General features: G+C 74.7%; 15 protein-coding genes and 1 pseudogene. 9 read left to right on the top strand and 7 right to left on the bottom strand.

Annotation, left to right across the window (positions count from 1 at the left end):
- Positions 1-24: 24 nt before the first annotated feature.
- Positions 25-1269 carry an ROK family protein gene (locus ABZ490_RS03220; protein ID WP_358983419.1) on the top strand — a complete coding sequence of 415 codons (1245 nt, stop codon included), beginning with the start codon at positions 25-27 and terminating at the stop codon, positions 1267-1269.
- A 298-nt stretch (positions 1270-1567) separates the two neighbouring features.
- Here the strand turns inward: ABZ490_RS03220 and ilvY are convergent, their stop codons facing one another.
- Complete coding sequence (ilvY, locus tag ABZ490_RS03215; RefSeq protein WP_358983417.1) at positions 1568-2422, bottom strand: HTH-type transcriptional activator IlvY; 855 nt, start codon at positions 2420-2422, stop codon at positions 1568-1570.
- Between the two features lie 83 nt (positions 2423-2505).
- Here ilvY and ABZ490_RS03210 point away from each other — a divergent pair, with 83 nt between their 5' ends.
- On the top strand, positions 2506-3975 hold the full coding sequence (locus ABZ490_RS03210) for a ketol-acid reductoisomerase (RefSeq protein WP_358983415.1): 1470 nt from the start codon (positions 2506-2508) through the stop codon (positions 3973-3975).
- A gap of 36 nt (positions 3976-4011) precedes the next feature.
- Here the strand turns inward: ABZ490_RS03210 and ABZ490_RS03205 are convergent, their stop codons facing one another.
- Complete coding sequence (locus ABZ490_RS03205; protein WP_358983413.1) at positions 4012-4980, bottom strand: LysR family transcriptional regulator; 969 nt, start codon at positions 4978-4980, stop codon at positions 4012-4014.
- A gap of 160 nt (positions 4981-5140) precedes the next feature.
- Between ABZ490_RS03205 and ABZ490_RS03200 the strand changes: the two genes are divergently transcribed.
- Both ABZ490_RS03200 and ABZ490_RS03195 read left to right on the top strand, forming a co-directional pair.
- Positions 5141-5656: an SRPBCC domain-containing protein gene (locus ABZ490_RS03200; RefSeq protein WP_358983411.1), complete on the top strand. Its 516-nt coding sequence runs from the start codon at positions 5141-5143 to the stop codon at positions 5654-5656.
- 9 nt (positions 5657-5665) lie between these two features.
- Positions 5666-6556, top strand: a complete 891-nt coding sequence (locus tag ABZ490_RS03195; RefSeq protein WP_358983409.1) for an NAD(P)-dependent oxidoreductase — start codon at positions 5666-5668, stop codon at positions 6554-6556.
- A gap of 36 nt (positions 6557-6592) precedes the next feature.
- Here ABZ490_RS03195 and ABZ490_RS03190 read toward each other — a convergent pair whose 3' ends face one another.
- Positions 6593-6778 carry a DUF1272 domain-containing protein gene (locus ABZ490_RS03190; RefSeq protein ID WP_358983407.1) on the bottom strand — a complete coding sequence of 62 codons (186 nt, stop codon included), beginning with the start codon at positions 6776-6778 and terminating at the stop codon, positions 6593-6595.
- A 263-nt stretch (positions 6779-7041) separates the two neighbouring features.
- Here ABZ490_RS03190 and ABZ490_RS03185 point away from each other — a divergent pair, with 263 nt between their 5' ends.
- From ABZ490_RS03185 to ABZ490_RS03175, 3 genes are read left to right on the top strand one after another with little or no spacing between them, the layout of a single operon-like run.
- Entirely contained in the window at positions 7042-7323 is a 282-nt protein-coding gene (locus ABZ490_RS03185) for an SHOCT domain-containing protein (RefSeq protein WP_358983405.1), read from the top strand.
- Positions 7320-8069, top strand: coding sequence for an ABC transporter ATP-binding protein (locus tag ABZ490_RS03180; RefSeq protein ID WP_358983403.1), 750 nt, complete (start codon positions 7320-7322; stop codon positions 8067-8069). The genes ABZ490_RS03185 and ABZ490_RS03180 overlap by 4 nt, the downstream gene beginning before the upstream one ends.
- Positions 8066-10627: an ABC transporter permease gene (locus ABZ490_RS03175; RefSeq protein ID WP_358983401.1), complete on the top strand. Its 2562-nt coding sequence runs from the start codon at positions 8066-8068 to the stop codon at positions 10625-10627. Before ABZ490_RS03180 ends, ABZ490_RS03175 begins: the two co-directional genes overlap by 4 nt.
- A gap of 74 nt (positions 10628-10701) precedes the next feature.
- Here the strand turns inward: ABZ490_RS03175 and ABZ490_RS03170 are convergent, their stop codons facing one another.
- Both ABZ490_RS03170 and ABZ490_RS03165 read right to left on the bottom strand, forming a co-directional pair.
- A complete protein-coding gene (locus ABZ490_RS03170) occupies positions 10702-11241 on the bottom strand; it encodes an ATP-binding protein (protein ID WP_206189699.1) in 540 nt (179 codons plus the stop codon).
- 208 nt (positions 11242-11449) lie between these two features.
- Complete coding sequence (locus ABZ490_RS03165; protein ID WP_055634135.1) at positions 11450-11773, bottom strand: hypothetical protein; 324 nt, start codon at positions 11771-11773, stop codon at positions 11450-11452.
- A gap of 366 nt (positions 11774-12139) precedes the next feature.
- Here ABZ490_RS03165 and ABZ490_RS03160 point away from each other — a divergent pair, with 366 nt between their 5' ends.
- Positions 12140-13264, top strand: a complete 1125-nt coding sequence (locus tag ABZ490_RS03160) for a PLP-dependent cysteine synthase family protein (RefSeq protein WP_358983398.1) — start codon at positions 12140-12142, stop codon at positions 13262-13264.
- Between the two features lie 75 nt (positions 13265-13339).
- Here the strand turns inward: ABZ490_RS03160 and ABZ490_RS03155 are convergent, their stop codons facing one another.
- Both ABZ490_RS03155 and ABZ490_RS03150 read right to left on the bottom strand, forming a co-directional pair.
- Positions 13340-13816: an SRPBCC family protein gene (locus ABZ490_RS03155; protein ID WP_358983610.1), complete on the bottom strand. Its 477-nt coding sequence runs from the start codon at positions 13814-13816 to the stop codon at positions 13340-13342.
- Positions 13817-13868: 52 nt separating this feature from the next.
- A complete protein-coding gene (locus ABZ490_RS03150) occupies positions 13869-14699 on the bottom strand; it encodes a DeoR/GlpR family DNA-binding transcription regulator (RefSeq protein ID WP_358983396.1) in 831 nt (276 codons plus the stop codon).
- A 355-nt stretch (positions 14700-15054) separates the two neighbouring features.
- On the opposite strand from ABZ490_RS03150, the pseudogene ABZ490_RS03145 reads away from it, so the two are divergent.
- Positions 15055-16384 (top strand): annotated as a pseudogene (locus ABZ490_RS03145) (hypothetical protein); the annotation flags it as partial.

Genomic DNA, 16384 nt, shown 5'->3' with positions numbered 1-16384 from the left:
ACGGATCATGGGAGACTCCCCCTCATGAGCGGCGACGCGGACCCCCGGCCGGCGGGGGAAGGAACCACCTCGAGGGCGCGGTTGGACCGGGGGCGCGGTGCGCTCGGGCCCGCGCTGGAGCTCGTGCACACCGGGCGGGCGCCCACCCGGGCCGTGCTCACCGCGGAACTCGGCGTCACCCGCGCCACGGCCGGCGCGGTCGCCGCCGAACTGGAGGCGCTCGGGCTGATCCGGGTCGACGCACGGCCCGGTGCCGCCGCGGGATCCCAGGGCCGGCCCTCGCACCGGCTCGAACTCGCCGAGGAGGGCCCGGTCGCCCTGGCCGCGCAGGTGCACGCCGACGGGTTCCGGGCCGCGCTGGTCGGCCTCGGCGGCCGGATCGTCGCCACCACCCCGAGCTGCGAGACCGTGGACGCCGACCCGGCGAAGGTGCTCGGGGCGGCCATGGACGCCGGTGCCGACCTGCTGCGACGGACCGGCCGCCGGTGCGTGGGCGCCGGGCTCGCCGTGCCGTCGGCGGTCACCGAACCCGAGGGCCTGGCGCTCAACCCCCTGCACCTGGCCTGGCCGGTGGGGGCGCCGGTGCGGGAGGTCTTCGCCGAACGCGTCCGGGCCGCCGGGATCACCGGCCCCGCCTTCGTCGGCAACGACGTCAACCTCGCCGCCCTCGCCGAACACCGGCACGGCGCCGGACGCGGTGCCCGCGACCTGCTGTGCGTGGCCACCGGGCACCGGGGTGTCGGCGGCGCGCTCGTCCTCGACGGCCGTCTGCACACGGGCAGTTCGGGACTCGCCCTGGAGGTCGGACACCTCACCGTCAACCCCGAGGGCCGCCCCTGCCACTGCGGCGGCCGCGGCTGCCTCGACGTCGAGGCCGACCCGCTGGCGCTGCTGACGACCGCCGGCCGCGAGCCCGGTCCCGAGGGCTCGCTGCTGCACCAGGCCAACGAGCTGATCCGCGAGGAGTACGGCGATCCGGTCGTCCGTACGGCCGCCGAGGTCCTCATCGACCGGCTCGGCCTCGGACTCGCGGGCCTGGTCAACATCCTCAACCCCGACCGGATCATCCTCGGCGGACTGCACCGCACCCTCCTCGACGCCGACCCCGACCGGCTGCGCGCCGTCGTCGCCGACCGCAGCCTGTGGGGCCGCAGCGGCGGCGTCCCGATCCTCGCCTGCACCCTCGACCACAACAGCCTGGTCGGAGCGGCCGAACTGGCCTGGCAGCCGGTCCTCGACGACCCCCTCGGAGCACTGAACGCGGCCTGAACACCGGCGCCCCCACGACCGGGCACGGCTGACGCCGCTCGGGCGGGTCGTCGCGGCGGGGTGGGGTTCTGTGGCGTCGCTCGGGTGGGTTTTCGCGGCGGGGTGGGGGCGGTGGCGTTGTCCCGGTGGTTTTTGCGGCGGGGTGGGGTTGTGTGGCGTGGCTCGGGTGGGTTTTTGCGGCGGGGTGGGGTTCTGTGGCGTGGCTCGGGTGGGTTCTTGCGGCGGGGTGGGGGCCGTGGCGTTGTCCCGGTGGGTCTTCGCGGCCGGGTGGGGCCCACGGCGTCGCCCCGGTCGGTTCTCACGGCCCGGTGAGGCTCCACAGTGCCGCCACCGCCGGGCGGCGCAGATCCGCCCGGCGGACGCACAGCCCGATCGGGAACGGCTCCGGTGGCGGGCCGGCCGCCGGTACCACCGCCAGCCGCTCCCGCACCGCGCTGTGCTCCAGGACCAGCGCGGGCACGACGCCGGTGCCGCAGCCCAGGGCCACGAGCGCCAGCAGCCCCTCGTGGCCGTCCGGCTCGCCCGCCACCTCGGGGGTCCGGCCGCGCGCCCGGAACCAGCGGTCGGCCGCCTCGCGCACCAGCCCCCGCTGCGGCAGCACGAACGGCCCGTCGAGCCCGTCGTCCGGCCGTTCCCGCGCGGTCACGAACACCAGCTCGGTGACCGCCACCGTCCGGCTCACCAGCGCCTCCGGCAGCCGCGCCGGGATCCCCGCCACCGCCACGTCGACCTCGCCCTCGTCCAGCCGGGCCAGCGCGGCCGCCGCGTCCCCGGTCCGCAGATCGAGCCGCACCTGCGGATGCGCGGCCCGCAGCGGCGCCAACAGGTCCGGCAGCAGCGCCTGACACGCGGTCACCGTCGCGAACACCGCCAGCCGGCCGGTGAGTTCGGCGGGATCCGGATGCTCCTCACGGTAGGAGCGCCACAACTCCAGTGCCTGGACCGCGTAGGCACGGAACCGGTGCCCCTCCACCGTGAGCGCCACCCCGCGCGGCCCCCGGTCCAGCAGCCGGTGCCCGAGATCCGCCTCCAGCCGCTGCACGGTCCGGGTGAGCGTCGCCGGACTGACGTGACAGTCCAGGCTCGTCCGCCCGAAGTTCAGCGTCTGCGCCAGATGCAGGAACAGCCGCAGCTCCCGATGGTCGTCCCGCATGACCTAGACCTTTCATTTCGCGCAACGCGGCGCTGCAAGAGTTGCGCTTGTCGCAACACCGGCCCGGAGCCTACAACTCGACCATGACCTCGACGACGTACACCTCCCACGTGTTCCCCCTGGAGACGATGGCCGTGCCCGGCGGCATCGAGACCGTCCTGCGCGGCGGCCGGCACCTCTTCCCGCTGCTGCCGCGGGCCTTCGCCGGAGTGCGCCGGATCGGCGTGCTCGGCTGGGGGCCGCAGGGCCGCGCGCAGGCCCTCAACCTGCGCGACTCCCTCGCCGGCACGGACATCGCCGTGTCCGTCGGACTGCGCCCGGGCTCCCGCTCGGCCGAGGACGCCCGCGCCCACGGCTTCACCGAGGCCGACGGCACGCTCGGCGACTGGCTCGCCGTGGCCGCCACGGCCGACCTGGTGATCCTCCTCATCGCCGACGCCGCGCTCGCCGCCCACCACGAGGAGATCTTCCGGGTGCTGAGGCCCGGCGCCGTGATCGGACTGTCCCACGGCTTCCTGCTCGGCCATCTCCGGGCGAGCGGCGGCGACTTCCCGCCGGGCCACTCCGTGATCGCCGTCTGCCCCAAGGGCATGGGCGACTCCGTCCGCCGCCTCTACCGGCAGGGCGCGCAGACCAACGGCGCCGGGATCAACAGCAGTTACGCCGTCCATGCCGACCCCGACGGCCGGGCGACCGACCTCGCGCTCGGCTGGTCGGTCGCGCTGGGGGCGCCGTACACCTTCCGCACCACCCTCGACGGCGAGTACCGCTCGGACGTCGTCGGCGAACGGGCCGTGCTGCTCGGCGCGGTGCACGCCATCGTCGAGAGCCTGTACGGGCGTTACCGGCTCGCGGGCGACGACGAGATCACCGCGTACGAGAAGTCCTGCGAGAACGTCACCGGCCCGATCGCCCGCACCATCTCCAGGTCCGGGCTGCGGGCGGTGCGCGAGGAACTGGACCCGGCCGGGCGGGAGGTCTTCGACCGCGCCTACACGGCGACGTACGCACCGGCCCGCGAGCTCGTCGCCGAGATCTACGACGAGGTCGCCGACGGCACCGAGCTGCGCAGCGTCGTCCTGGCCGAACGGCGGCTCGCGCGGCGCCCGATGAGCGGGATCGGCGGTGCGCCGATGTGGGCCGTGGCCCCGCGCGTCCACGCCCGCCGTGGGCAACGGCCGCTGCCCGTCGAGCCGTTCACGGCGGGGGTGTTCGTCGCGACGACGACCGCCCAGATCGACGAGTTCGCCGAACGCGGCCACCCCTGGTCGGAGATCGTCAACGAGTCCGTCATTGAGGCCGTGGACTCCCTGCTGCCGTACATGCACGCCCGGGACGTCGCGTTCATGGTCGACAACTGCTCGCGCACGGCCCGGCTCGGCGCCCGCCGCTGGGGTCCGCGCTTCCGGGCGGCCTACGAGCAGATCGCCTACCCCGCCGCCGAACTCCCGGCGGACGGCGCGCTGGTGAAGGCCTTCGACACCCACCCCGTGCACCGGGCGCTGGCCGCGGCGGCCCGGCTGCGGCCCGCCGTGGACATCTCCGTCGCCTGAGCCGGCGTACGGCCTGCTGAGCCGGCGTACGGCCGTTCACCAGGCGGAGGCGGCGGCCCGCAGCCGGTCGCGGACCCGCAGTACCTCGGGGTCGGCGTCCGCCCCGGGCCGCTGGACCAGGAACAGGGTGTTCAGCGGCGGCTCCTCGGGGTCGTGGAGCCGGACGAGACGGCCCGCGTCCAGGTGCTCCTGGCACAGGGAGTGCGGCAGGACGCTGTACCCGGCGCCCGCGTTGACCGCCGACAGCACCGCGTACAGGTTGGGCACGGTGACCGCCGCGCTCGCGGTGAGCTGTCTGCCGAGGACGGTGCGCCAGTAGCGGCGGGCGATCGGCAGGTCCTCGGCGTAGGTGATCAGGGGGACGTCCCGCAGCGCGGCGCACAGGTCGCCGGCCCGGGCGCCCGCGCCGACGCGGTCCGCCCAGGCGGGGGAGGCCACCAGGACGTACTCCTCGTCGGCCAGCGGCACCGACTCCAGGGCCCGGCCGCGCGGCCGGCGGGTGGTGATCACCAGGTCGTGCCGCCCGGTCCGCAGCTCCTCCAGCAGCGGCTCGGTCAGCCCCTGCGCGACCCGCAGCCGGAGCCCGCCCGCGACGAGCGGCGCCAGCGCCGGCAGGACCCGGACGCACAGCAGCTCCGACGGCCCCGCGAGGTGCACCGGCGCCGTCCGCCCGGCCGACGGGTCCCCGCCCTCCAGCGCGGCCAGCGCGTCGAGCGGCGCCGACACCCGCGCCGCCAGCTCGTGCGCCGGCGGGGTGGGCTCGACGCCCCGGGGCAGCCGGGTGAACAGCTCCCGCCCGCCCTGCTGCTCCAGCGTGCGGATCTGGGCGGTCACCGTGGGCTGCGACAGCCCCAGCTGCGGGGCCGCGGCCGTGAACGAGCCGGAGCGGTACACGGCCAGGAAGGTGCGCAGCAGATTCAGATCGGCGTGCGCCGGGAGCCGCCCGGCACCGCCGGGCACGGTCCCGGTCTCGGTCTCGGTGACCTTGGGCGTCCGATTCCTCATACCGACCAGCCTAGCGGCCATGGGCATCGGCGACCCGATGGCGGACATCGGCCTTCCTATTGGTTTCCCGATGGATGACGGGCCTACCTTCGAGGACGTCGCCGACTCGTGGCGGCGCCCCGGGATCCCCCGGATCCCCGGATTCTTCGGAAGGACCGAGATGACCACGCAGCACGCGATCCACTGGCCCGAGAGGTACCTGCCCGGCACCGGCGACAACTTCGTCTCCAACGAGGTGATCGTCCAGGGCCTCACGGCCGCCCGCGTCTGGCACTTCCTGACCGACACCTCCGAGTGGGAGGGCTACTACGACAACGTCGCCGACATCTCCTTCCCCCACGGCGGCGGCCCGCGCCTGACGGACGACCTGGCCTTCCGCTTCGGCACCTTCGGCTTCCCGCCCCTCGACGCGCACGTCGTGGAGTTCCGGGCCCCCGGCGACGGAGTCCCCGGCCGGCTGTCCTGGACCGCGCGGCAGGACGGCGGCCCCGAGGAGCGGCTGGACGTCCTGCACGCCTGGCTGGTCGAGGACCTGCCCGGCGGCCGGGTCCGCGTCCTCACCCAGGAGACCCAGCACGGCCGGCCCGCCGCGGCGCTGGCGCAGGAGCGGCCCGACCCGATGCTCAACGGTCACCAGGCCTGGCTGGACGGCCTCGTGAGCGCCGCGTCGAAGTAGGTTGACGGCATGACCGACAAGACCACCGTGAGTGTCCTCGGCACCGGCATCATGGGTGCCGCCATGGCCCGCAACCTCGTCCGCGCCGGACACCCCGTCCGCGCCTGGAACCGCACCCGCGCCAAGGCCGAGCCGCTGGCCGCCGACGGCGTCACCGTCACCGACACCCCCGCCGAGGCGGTCCGGGGCGCGGACGTCGTCCTGACCATGCTCTACGACGGTCCCGCCGCCCTGGACGTCCTGCGCGAGGCCGCTCCCGCCCTGCGCCCCGGCGCCGCCTGGGTGCAGTCGACCACCGCCGGCACCGAGGCGATCGGCGACCTGGCCGCCTTCGCCCGGGAGCACGGGCTCGTCTTCTTCGACGCGCCGGTGCTGGGCACCCGCCAGCCCGCCGAGGCCGGGCAGCTGACGGTCCTCGCGGCCGGTCCGCCCGAGCACCGGGACGCGGTCGTTCCCGTCTTCGACGCGGTCGGCGCGCGGACGGTGTGGACCGGCGAGGACGGCGGCGCGGGCAGCGCCACCCGGCTGAAGCTGGTGGCCAACAGCTGGGTGATCGCCGCGACCGCCGCGACGGGCGAGGTGCTGGCGCTGGCCCGGTCGCTGGAGGTGGACCCGGCGGCGTTCTTCGGGCTCATCGAGGGCGGCCCGCTGGACATGGGCTATCTGCGGGCCAAGGCCGGGATGATCCTCGACGGCCGGCTCTCCCCGCCCCAGTTCGCGGTGGACACCGCGGCCAAGGACGCCCGGCTGATCGTCGAGGCCGGCCGCGCGGGCGGCGTGCGCCTCGACGTGGCGGCCGCGAGCGCGGAACGCCTGGAGCGGGCGGCCGCGCAGGGGCACGCCGGCGAGGACATGGCGGCGGCCTACTTCGCGAGCTTCGACGAGAAGCCGTCCGCCTGACGCACACGCGGCGCCTCCGGGCCGTGGCCCGAGCCGTCAGACCCCGGCGGCCCGGCGCGGCCGGGGCACCAGCTCGCCGCCGCAGTTGGGGCAGACACCGCTCAGGGCCTCGGCGCACGGCCCGCAGAACGTGCACTCGTAGGAGCAGATCAGCGCCGGCCCGTCGGGCGGCAGAGCGGCCGTCGTACAGCGCTCGCAGCGCTCACGCATCTCCAGGGCCATGGCCGCACCACTCCTCACCCGCGGGGAATCTCCGTCACCGGCCATGCTCGCGGACCGTACGGCGGCCGACAGCGCCCGGACGGGACAGGGACCGACACGATCGGGCCACCCGCGCACTCGGCCCGGAGCAGTCCCGGGACCCCGCGCGTACTCCCCGGGAGGTACCCGCACTGCCGCCGGCCGCACGACGACCCGGGCCCCCTCCCGGCGGGATTCTCGAGGCATCGCAGCACCGAGGAACCCCACCGAGGAGATGACCCGAGATGAACACCCTGGCGAACTGGGACGGCGGCGGCCCCGGCCCCTGGATCCTGTTCCTCCCGCTGATCTGGGCGGCCGTCGTGGTCGGCGTCGTCGCCGTGCTGCGCCGCACGGTGTGGCGCGGCCGGCGCGGCCCCTGGCACCCGGTCGACCGGCCCGCCGGCGACTCGCCGCTGGCCGTCCTCGGCCGGCGCTTCGCCTCCGGCGAGATCGACGAGGACGAGTACTGGCGCCGGATGTCCGTCCTGGACGAGCAGTTCGGCCGGAAGGGGGGCGCGCTGTGACCACCGCGACCGCCCTCACGACGGCCGCCCGGGTCGCCGACGCCGTGAAGGTGTACGGCGTCGGCGACACCGCCGTACGGGCCCTGGACGGGGTGAGCGTGGCCTTCCCGGCCGGACGCTTCACCGCGATCATGGGCCCGTCGGGCTCGGGCAAGTCCACCCTGATGCACTGCGCGGCGGGCCTGGACACGCTCACCTCCGGCGCCGCCTGGATCGGTGACACCGAACTGGGCTCCCTGGACGACCGCCGCCTCACCCTCCTGCGCCGGGACCGGATCGGGTTCGTGTTCCAGTCGTTCAACCTGGTCCCCACCCTGACCGTCGAGGAGAACATCCGGCTGCCGCTGGATCTGGCGGGCGCCGCGGGCGAGGCCGAGTGGATCGACGCGCTGGTCGACACCGTCGGGCTGCGCGACCGGCTGCACCACCGGCCCGCGCAGCTCTCCGGCGGACAGCAGCAACGCGTCGCCGTGGCACGGGCGTTCGCCGGCCGTCCCGAGGTCGTCTTCGCCGACGAGCCCACCGGCAACCTCGACTCCCGCACCGGGGGAGAGGTCCTCGGGCTCCTCGCCGGGACCGTGCGCCGCACCGGCCGTACCGTCGTCATGGTCACCCACGACCCGGTGGCCGCCGCCCACGCCGACGAGGTGGTCTTCCTCGCCGACGGACGGCTCGTCGACCGGATGGAGTCCCCGACCGCCGACCGCGTCCTGGACCGCATGAAGGCCTTCGAGGTGCCGTCATGAACGCCTCCCTGCGCCTCAGCCTCACCTCCCTGCGCGCCCACAAGCGGCGGTTCGCGGGCACCTTCCTCGCGGTCTTCCTCGGCGTGGCCTTCCTCGCCGGGACGCTCGTCATGGGCGACACCCTGCGCGCGAGCTTCGACTCGATGTTCGGCAGCGCCACCGCCGGCACCGACGCCGTCGTCCGCGGCGCCGACGCCCTCACCACCCCCGGCGAGAGCCAGGGCGTACGGCGGCCGGTCGGCACCTCCCTCGTCGCGGCCGTGGAGAAGGTGCCGGGCGTGGCGGCCGCCGCCCCGGACATCCAGGGCGCGGGCCAGCTCGTCGGCGCCGACGGCAAGGCGATCGGGGGCCAGGGCCCGCCCACCCTCGCCGGCAACTGGATCACCGACCCGCGGCTCAATCCGTACCGGCTCGCCGAGGGCCGCGTCCCCGCCCGGTCCGGCGAGGTCGTCGTCAACCGCGGTACCGCAGAGAGGGGCGGACTGAGGATCGGCGACACGACCGTCCTGCGTACCCCCGACCCGGTACGGGTGACGATCGTCGGGCTCGCCACCTTCGGCGGCGAGGACGGCATGGCCCAGGTCACCTTCACCGGCATGACCCGGGCCGACGCCGAGAAGTACCTCACCGCCCGGCCCGGCGAGGCCTCGCGCATCGTGGTCCGTGCCGACCCCGGAGTGAGCCAGACCGAACTGGTCCACCGGCTGACTCCCGTCCTGCCCCGGGGCATCGAGGCGATCACCGGGCAGCAGGCGGCACGTGAGAACACGGACATGATCGCCAGTCGGTTCCTCACGGTCTTCACGACGTTGCTGCTGGTGTTCTCCGGAGTCGCCCTGCTCGTCGCGACCTTCTCCATCCACAACACCTTCGCCATCGTCATCGCCCAACGCACCCGTGAGAACGCCCTGTTGCGCGCCCTCGGCGCCTCCCGCCGTCAGGTCACGGCGGCCACCCTCACCGAGGCGGGCGCCGTCGCCGTGACCGCCTCCGCGGCCGGACTGGCCGGCGGCATCGGGATCGCGGCCGGACTCCAGGCCCTGTTCCCGGCCATCGGATTCCCCTTCCCCGAAGGCGACCTGGTGATCAGCGGCCTGTCGCTGGGCCTCCCCCTCGCGGTCGGCTTCCTGGTCTGTATGGGCTCGGCCCTGCTGCCCGCCGTGCGCGCCGGACGCACCGCCCCGCTGGCCGCGCTCCGCGAGAGCGCCGTCGACACCTCCGGCGCCTCCCGGCCGCGTGCCGTCCTCGGCGCCGGACTGCTCGTCCTGGCCCTCGCGGTGACCCTGACCGGAGTCCTCGTCTCCCCGTCCGTCCGGTCGGCCGGCCTGGGCGCCGTCCTCGCCCTCGTCGCCTTCGTCGTCCTCGGCCCGGCCGCCTCCGGCACGGCGGTACGCGTCCTCGGCAGCCCCCTCGCCCGGCTGCGCGGCGTCACCGGCGGCCTCGCCCGGCGCAACGCCCTGCGCAGTCCCGGGCGGACCGCCGCCACCGCGAGCGCCCTGATGATCGGCGTGGCCGTGGTGTCCCTGTTCACCGTGTTCGGGGCCTCGCTGAAGGCCACCATGGACCAGACCGTCTCCCGGTCCTTCGCGGGCGACGTCGCCGTCAGCACCCCGTCCTTCGGCGCGGGCGGCAGCGGCCTGAGCCCGCGGCTGGCCCCCGCGATCGACGCGCTGCCCGAGGTCGACACCGCCGTCGGGCTCGGCCGAGGGGTCGCCGAAGTCGACGGCGAGGGGCGCGCGTTGACCGTGACCGACCCGGTGGCCCTGGCCCGCACCTTCGACCTCGGCACCGTACGCGGCGACCTGCGCGGCCTCGGCACCGACGGACTCGCCGTCACCCGCGCGGAGGCCGACCGCCGGGGCCTGCGCCTCGGCGGCCCGGCCCGGCTCGCCTTCACCGACGGGGAGCGGCGGACCTTCACCGTCCGCGCCGTCTACGGGCAGTCCGAACTCGCCGGCGACTACGTCATCACCCGCGCCGCCTGGGCCCCGCACCGCATCCAGGACGCCGACACCCTGATCGCCGTCTCCTTCGAGGACGGTGTGAGCACCGCGCGGGGCAAGGCGGCCGTCGAGAAGGTCGCCGCGCACTACGGCAACCCCGAGGTGCAGACCCGCGACGCGTACGCGGCCTCGTCGGCCGGCGGCATCGACATGATGCTGACCCTCGTCTACGCCCTGCTCGCCCTCGCGGTGCTGATCGCGCTCCTCGGCATCGCCAACACCCTGACGCTGGCGATCCACGAACGCACCCGCGAACTCGGCCTGTTGCGGGCCGTCGGCCAGACCCGGTCCCAGCTACGGGCCATGGTCCGCTGGGAGTCGGTCCTGGTCGCCGCCTTCGGCACGGCGGGCGGCCTGGCGCTCGGCACCTTCCTCGGCTGGGTGCTGGTGCGGGCCTCCGACGGGGCGGGCGACAGCGCCTTCGCCTTCGCGCTGCCGCCCGCCCGGCTCGCCGTCGTCGCCCTCGTGGGCCTCGCCGCCGGAGCCCTCGCCGGACTGCGCCCGGCCCGGCGCGCGGCCCGCCTGGACGTGCTGCGGGCCGTCGCCACCGAATGAGCCCACCGAATGGGCCCACCGAAGGCGCCCACGGGGAGGCCCCCGGTCCCCGGTGAGGGAAGGTCACCGCCCGGTCAGCCGACGACGGCGGACCGGGCGGGAGCGTGGGAGGCACGGTGGACGTCCACCGCGACCACCTCCGGGAACGGGGACACGACCTGCTCCCGGGGCGTACGGCGCGGCGGACGCGCCGACCGCTCCGGCACCACGGCCGACGCGGGGAGCGTGAACCAGACCACCTTGCCGGACTCCCCGTCCGGCCGCGCGCCCCAGCTCTCGCTCATCGCGGCCACCATGGCGAGCCCGCGGCCGCAGGTGGTGAGGGTCCCGGTCTCGGGGACGTCCGCCGGGACCGGCAGCCGCGGATCGTGGTCGCGCACGGAGACGGTGAGCCGGTCCAGCAGCAGCTCCATCTCCACGACACATGTCTTGTCGGGCCGGGCATGCAGGTGGACGTTGGTCAACAGCTCCGTCACACCGAGCGCGGCCCGGTCTATGAGGGGATCCAGATGCCAGTAGCGCAACTGCGCCGATACGATTCTGCGGACCTGGCCGATCCGCGACGGCAGGGCTTGGAGCTCCACCGTGCAGTGCCTGCTTGGGTTGCTGATCACGGCTGCGACTCCCCGACTGAGGTCCGGAAGAACACGGAGTTCGGATCGATCGAGCAGAGCTGCTGCGCGAGGCGGCCGCCTGCTGCGGTGGCCGGCGGGCTGGTTCGCAGCGTTATCGCCGGTAAACCCAGAGTGACGTGAGAACAGCGTGACTCAGGGGATCCCGCGGCGCAACTCGCACGGCCCGGGGCTGCTCGGCTGCTTCGCCTCAGCGGGAGTGACCCGCCGCCTTCCGCACGGCCTCGATGAACCGGCGGGCGGCGGGCGGCCCCGGCTCGCCCGGCGCGGGGTCGTGCTCGCCGAGGGTCAGCAGGTACCGGTTGCCGTTGAGGTCCGCCAGCGCCCGGTCCTCCGGGGCGAACCACGGCCTGGAGGCGCGGACCGCCTGCACCGGCGCACTGTCGATCTCGCTTCCGTAGCTGGTGAGCAGCTCCAGCCTGCCGCCGCTGATCCGGACCTGCCCGGCCCGGGTGAGTGAGCGCAGTCTCTTGCCGATCCGCACGCCCGTCGCCGTGAACTCCGGCTCCGCCATGCCTTCCCGCCCCCTTGCGGTCGTCCTCGCGCGAGCGAACTCGTCGCCTCCGTGATCCAGTGTGCGCCCCCGTCCGGGACCCACGGCCGCCCAGGGGCGTACGCCCTGACCGGGAGCCGCGTCCCGCCCGGTGCAGTCTGCCCGCGCCCGGCGTCGAGCACCAGTGCGTACGGCCCGCCGACCACGCCCTGCAGGAGCACTCGCGTGAATGCGCCCCCCGTGCGCCCGTACTGCGTCCCCAGGACCGCCTTTGGGGCCCCCAAAGGTGTGTTTATGCAGGTGAGCAGCGGTACGGAAGGTGCTTATGATCGGTGTGCCGGCCGCCTCGGGCGCCCGTCGGCGCGATGTGTGTAAGGAGCTCCTGCCGTGACCACCCCCCAGCAGACCAGGACCGGCGCCACCCTCGACGTCGACCACAGCGACGGCGTCTACCGCGACTGGCTGAAAGAGGCCGTCCGCAAGGTCCAGGCGGACGCCAACCGCTCGGCGGACACCCACCTGCTCCGCTTCCCGCTCCCCGACGCCTGGGGCGTCGACCTGTACCTGAAGGACGAGTCGACCCACCCCACCGGCAGCCTCAAGCACCGTCTCGCCCGCTCGCTGTTCCTGTACGGCCTGTGCAACGGCTGGATCCGGCCGGACCGCCCGGTGATCGAGGCGTCCAGCGGCTCCACCGCCGTGTCCGAGGCCTACTTCGCCAAGCTGATCGGCGTGCCCTTCATCGCCGTCATGCCCCGCACCACGAGCGCTGAGAAGATCCGCCTCATCGAGTTCCACGGCGGCGGCTGCCACTTCGTCGACGACCCGCGCACCATGTACGAGGAGTCGGCCCGCCTCGCGGCGGACACCGGCGGCCACTACATGGACCAGTTCACCTACGCCGAGCGGGCCACCGACTGGCGCGGGAACAACAACATCGCCGAATCCGTCTTCCGCCAGCTGGAGTCGGAGCGGTTCCCGGAGCCCGCCTGGATCGTCGCCACGGCCGGCACCGGCGGCACCTCCGCGACCATCGCCCGGTACGTCCACTACACCCAGCGCGACACCCGCATCTGTGTCGCCGACCCCGAGAACTCCTGTTTCTTCGAGGGCTGGACCACCGGCGATCCGGACGTCACCTACGACTGCGGCTCCCGCATCGAGGGCATCGGCCGGCCCCGGATGGAGCCGAGCTTCGTCCCGGGTGCCATCGACCGCATGATGAAGGTCCCGGACGCGGCCAGCGTCGCCGCCGTACGGGCCCTGGAGCAGGCCATCGGCCGCAAGGCGGGCGGCTCCACGGGCACCGGACTGTGGAGCGCGCTCAAGATCGTCGCCGAGATGGTCGCGGACGGCCGACGCGGCAGCGTGGTCACCCTGCTGTGCGACCCCGGCGACCGCTACCTCGACAAGTACTACTCCGACGCCTGGCTGACCGAACAGGGCCTGGACATCGCGCCCTACACGGCGGCCATCGAGGCGATGCTGGCGACCGGCGTCTGGCCGGAATGACCGGCATGAGGCGGGCTTGTCGGGCGGGGCGGGCTTGTCGGGCGGAGGCGGGTTTGTCGCGCGGGTCGGGCCGGGCTACGAGCCCGTCGCGAGCCGCCGTTCGAGGCGGCCCATCGCATCCCGGAACGAGAACCCGAGCCCCGGCCCCGCCAGCCGCAGCGCACCCCGCACCACCGCGGGCCCGTCCGCGGCGAACGTCCACCGCACCCGGGTCCCCGCCCCGGCCGGCGCGAGCCGCCACTCCTCGACCAGCGCCCGTATCCCCGGCGCGTTGGTGACGTCCACCCGGTAGGCGTACAGCTCGGGCTCCTTCGCCGCGAGGACCGTCTCCCGGAACCGTGTACCGCCCCGCAGCCGTACGTCCCGCCCCGCCCCTTCGTCGAGCGGCTCGGCCGAGGAGACCGCCGGGAACCACGCGGCCCAGCCGGAGACGTCCGAGGCCAGCGCATGGAAGACCCGCTCCGGGGAGGCGGACAGCTCACGGGTGAAACCGAGCCGGACGGGAGCGGCCCCGACGAAGTCGAGGCTCTCGGGGCGCAGACGACGGACCATGGCGACACGGACCCCCTCGGTCGACGGAGCCGTCACCCTAGCCGTCACCCCGTCAGATGTCTTCCCCCGCACCGTTCTCGCCGGCCACCACCAGCCGCCGCAGATGCTCGGAGATCTCCGCGCGGGCCGCGCCCGGCAACCCGGCGTCCGTGACCAGGGTGTCGACCTGCTCCAAGGCCGCGAACGAACTCAGGCCCACCACGCCCCACTTGGTGTGGTCGGCGACCACCACGACCCGGCGCGCCGACTGTACGAGACGCCGGTTGGTCTCGGCCTCCGCAAGGTTCGGCGTGGACAGCCCCGCCTCGGTGGATATCCCGTGCACACCGAGGAACAGCAGATCGAAGTGGAGCGCCGCGATGGCCTGGTCGGCGACCGGTCCCACCAGCGAGTCCGACGGGGTGCGCACCCCACCGGTCAGCACGACCGTCGCCGCGCCCTGCCGGGGCCCCGAGGTCCGCTGCGCCGCGTGAAAGACGTCGGCCACCCGCACCGAGTTCGTCACCACGGTGAGGTCCGGCACCTCCAGCAGCTGGTGCGCCAGCGCGTAGGTCGTCGTACCGCCCGACAGCGCGATCGCGCTCCCCGGCGCGACCAGCTCCGCGGCGGCCCGCGCGATGTCCTCCTTGGCGGTCAGCTCAAGACCCGACTTCGCCTCGAAGCCGGGCTCGTGCGTGCTCGCCTCCACCACCGGCACCGCACCGCCGTGCACCTTCTCCAGCACACCCTGCCGGGCCAGCGCGTCCAGGTCGCGGCGGACCGTCATGTCCGACACGCCGAGCTTGCGGGTCAGCTCGTTGACACGGACGCCGCCCCGGCGGCGCACCTCGTCCAGGATCAGGGAGCGGCGCTGCTCCGCGAGGAGGTTCTGATTCTCGCTCACGTACGCTCCGGTCCTTTCCTCGAACGGCTCGACAGGCCCGCTCACCTGCTGCGACGAGAGAATTCTCGCCCTTCCCCGGTGCGCGGGCGTCCCATCCTCGCACGACCGGGCCCCGACCGGGCCAGCACCCCGACGTGTGCATGCCAGCCAGGGCTGTGATGTTCCTGTGTCGCACGGATCGGGGAGATTCGGTGTGCCGGGGTGTGGACGCCCTCCGGAGCGGAGATCCTGGGCCCGGACGAGGACAGGGGAGCGGTGTGTCAGGGGGGAAGTGCGAACGGTGGAAGGTTCCCGGACGGGCGGAGCGGCCCTGGAACTCCTGGTCCACGGCGTGGGCGGCGCCACGCCCGAGAAGATGCTGAACGATCCGCGTACGGTGCGGATCACCGGCGACGAGACGGCCGCCGTCTACCGACGTGCCGAGGACGCCGACGCGGACGCGCTCTCCGGCGATCACACCGGGCGGCCGGTCCCGGAGGCGTACGTCTGGTCCAACCTGACCTCCGGGAACGGCACCCGCGCCCTGTGGCTGTTGCTGCTGCCGTTCATGGTGGTCAACCTCGCCCACTGGATGCGCCCGGCCGCCCCCGAGGGCACCCGCGCGGTCCGCCTCTACGGCCTGCTCGTCCGGCTCGCCGGCCTCAGCCTGACGGTGCTCCTCGTCGCGGCGGCCTGCGAGGTCGCTCTCGACCTCACCGCCTGGCAGTGCGCCGGCACCCGCGCGTGCGCCGCCCGCCACTCCTGGCTGGGCTTTCTGTCCCCCAGCGGCTCGCACGGCGGCTGGTGGAGCACGCCGGGCCGCCGCCTCGCCCTCGCGGCCCTGGTCCCGACCGCGCTGACCGGCCTCCTGTGGTACCTCTCCCACCGCACCTGGCGGGCGTACGAGTCCCAGGAACCCCTCGACCGCGCTCCCGAGCCGGAGCACGGCCCCGGCCACACCGCGCTGAGCCGCCCCGGGTTCTGGTACGGCCGCCGTCTCGTCGCCCGTCTGCGCGCCGCCCACACCGCGGCGGGCCTGCTCACGGTGGCCGCGGCGGTCGGTACGGCGGCGGCCCGCGAGGACCACCGCCCCGGTGGCCCGGCCGTCCTGGACTTGCTCGGCCGGCTGCTGGAGGTGTCACTGGCCGCCGGGGCGCTCGCCGTGGTCTGGGTGGTCTGCCGACGCGGCCGCAGCGAGCACCGCCTCGACCGCACCCTCGACGCCCACGTGGTCCACCGCCTCCCCCTCACCGCCCTCGCCCTCCTCGCCCTCACCCTCGTCTACGCCGCCTGGAGCCGCCCCCACTGGCACTCCTCCGGCCGCCTGGCGGGCGACACGACCTTCGGAGCCCTGGCCCTGGCCCAGGGCGCCCTCGTCCTCACCCTGGCCACGGTCGCCCGCGCCTTGCACCGGAGCCGGAAGGACGGCACGGGGCGGGGGAGGGGAGCCGCTGTCCCGGTACCTCCGCGGGCAGCGGCGGCGGCCGCCGCCGTACCCCGGCAGGAGGGGTCTGCCGAGGCGGTCGTGCGCCGACAGGAAGGGCCCGCCGACTCCGCCGTTCCCCAACACGGAGGGGCTGCCGATTCCGCCGTTCCCCGGCAGGGAGGGGCTTCCGAGGCCGTCGTATCCCGGCAGGAAGGGGCCGCCGAGCCCGTCGTGCGCAGGCAGGAAGGGGCTGTCGGCCCTGTCGTGCCGGCGCAGGGAG

Origin of the sequence: Streptomyces sp. NPDC005811 (genome assembly GCF_040630405.1) — a bacterium.
Classification (GTDB): Bacteria; Actinomycetota; Actinomycetes; order Streptomycetales; family Streptomycetaceae; genus Streptomyces.
This window is presented reverse-complemented; position numbering and strand designations above follow the sequence as displayed.

Excerpts from the sequence above, each read along its gene's own strand:
- ABZ490_RS03220 (WP_358983419.1), top strand. The coding sequence starts at position 25 with ATGAGCGGCGACGCGGACCCCCGGCCGGCGGGGGAAGGAACCACCTCG.
- ilvY (WP_358983417.1), bottom strand. The coding sequence starts at position 2,422 with ATGCGGGACGACCATCGGGAGCTGCGGCTGTTCCTGCATCTGGCGCAG.
- ABZ490_RS03210 (WP_358983415.1), top strand. The coding sequence starts at position 2,506 with ATGACCTCGACGACGTACACCTCCCACGTGTTCCCCCTGGAGACGATG.
- ABZ490_RS03205 (WP_358983413.1), bottom strand. The coding sequence starts at position 4,980 with ATGAGGAATCGGACGCCCAAGGTCACCGAGACCGAGACCGGGACCGTG.
- ABZ490_RS03200 (WP_358983411.1), top strand. The coding sequence starts at position 5,141 with ATGACCACGCAGCACGCGATCCACTGGCCCGAGAGGTACCTGCCCGGC.
- ABZ490_RS03195 (WP_358983409.1), top strand. The coding sequence starts at position 5,666 with ATGACCGACAAGACCACCGTGAGTGTCCTCGGCACCGGCATCATGGGT.
- ABZ490_RS03190 (WP_358983407.1), bottom strand. The coding sequence starts at position 6,778 with ATGGCCCTGGAGATGCGTGAGCGCTGCGAGCGCTGTACGACGGCCGCT.
- ABZ490_RS03185 (WP_358983405.1), top strand. The coding sequence starts at position 7,042 with ATGAACACCCTGGCGAACTGGGACGGCGGCGGCCCCGGCCCCTGGATC.
- ABZ490_RS03175 (WP_358983401.1), top strand. The coding sequence starts at position 8,066 with ATGAACGCCTCCCTGCGCCTCAGCCTCACCTCCCTGCGCGCCCACAAG.
- ABZ490_RS03165 (WP_055634135.1), bottom strand. The coding sequence starts at position 11,773 with ATGGCGGAGCCGGAGTTCACGGCGACGGGCGTGCGGATCGGCAAGAGA.
- ABZ490_RS03155 (WP_358983610.1), bottom strand. The coding sequence starts at position 13,816 with ATGGTCCGTCGTCTGCGCCCCGAGAGCCTCGACTTCGTCGGGGCCGCT.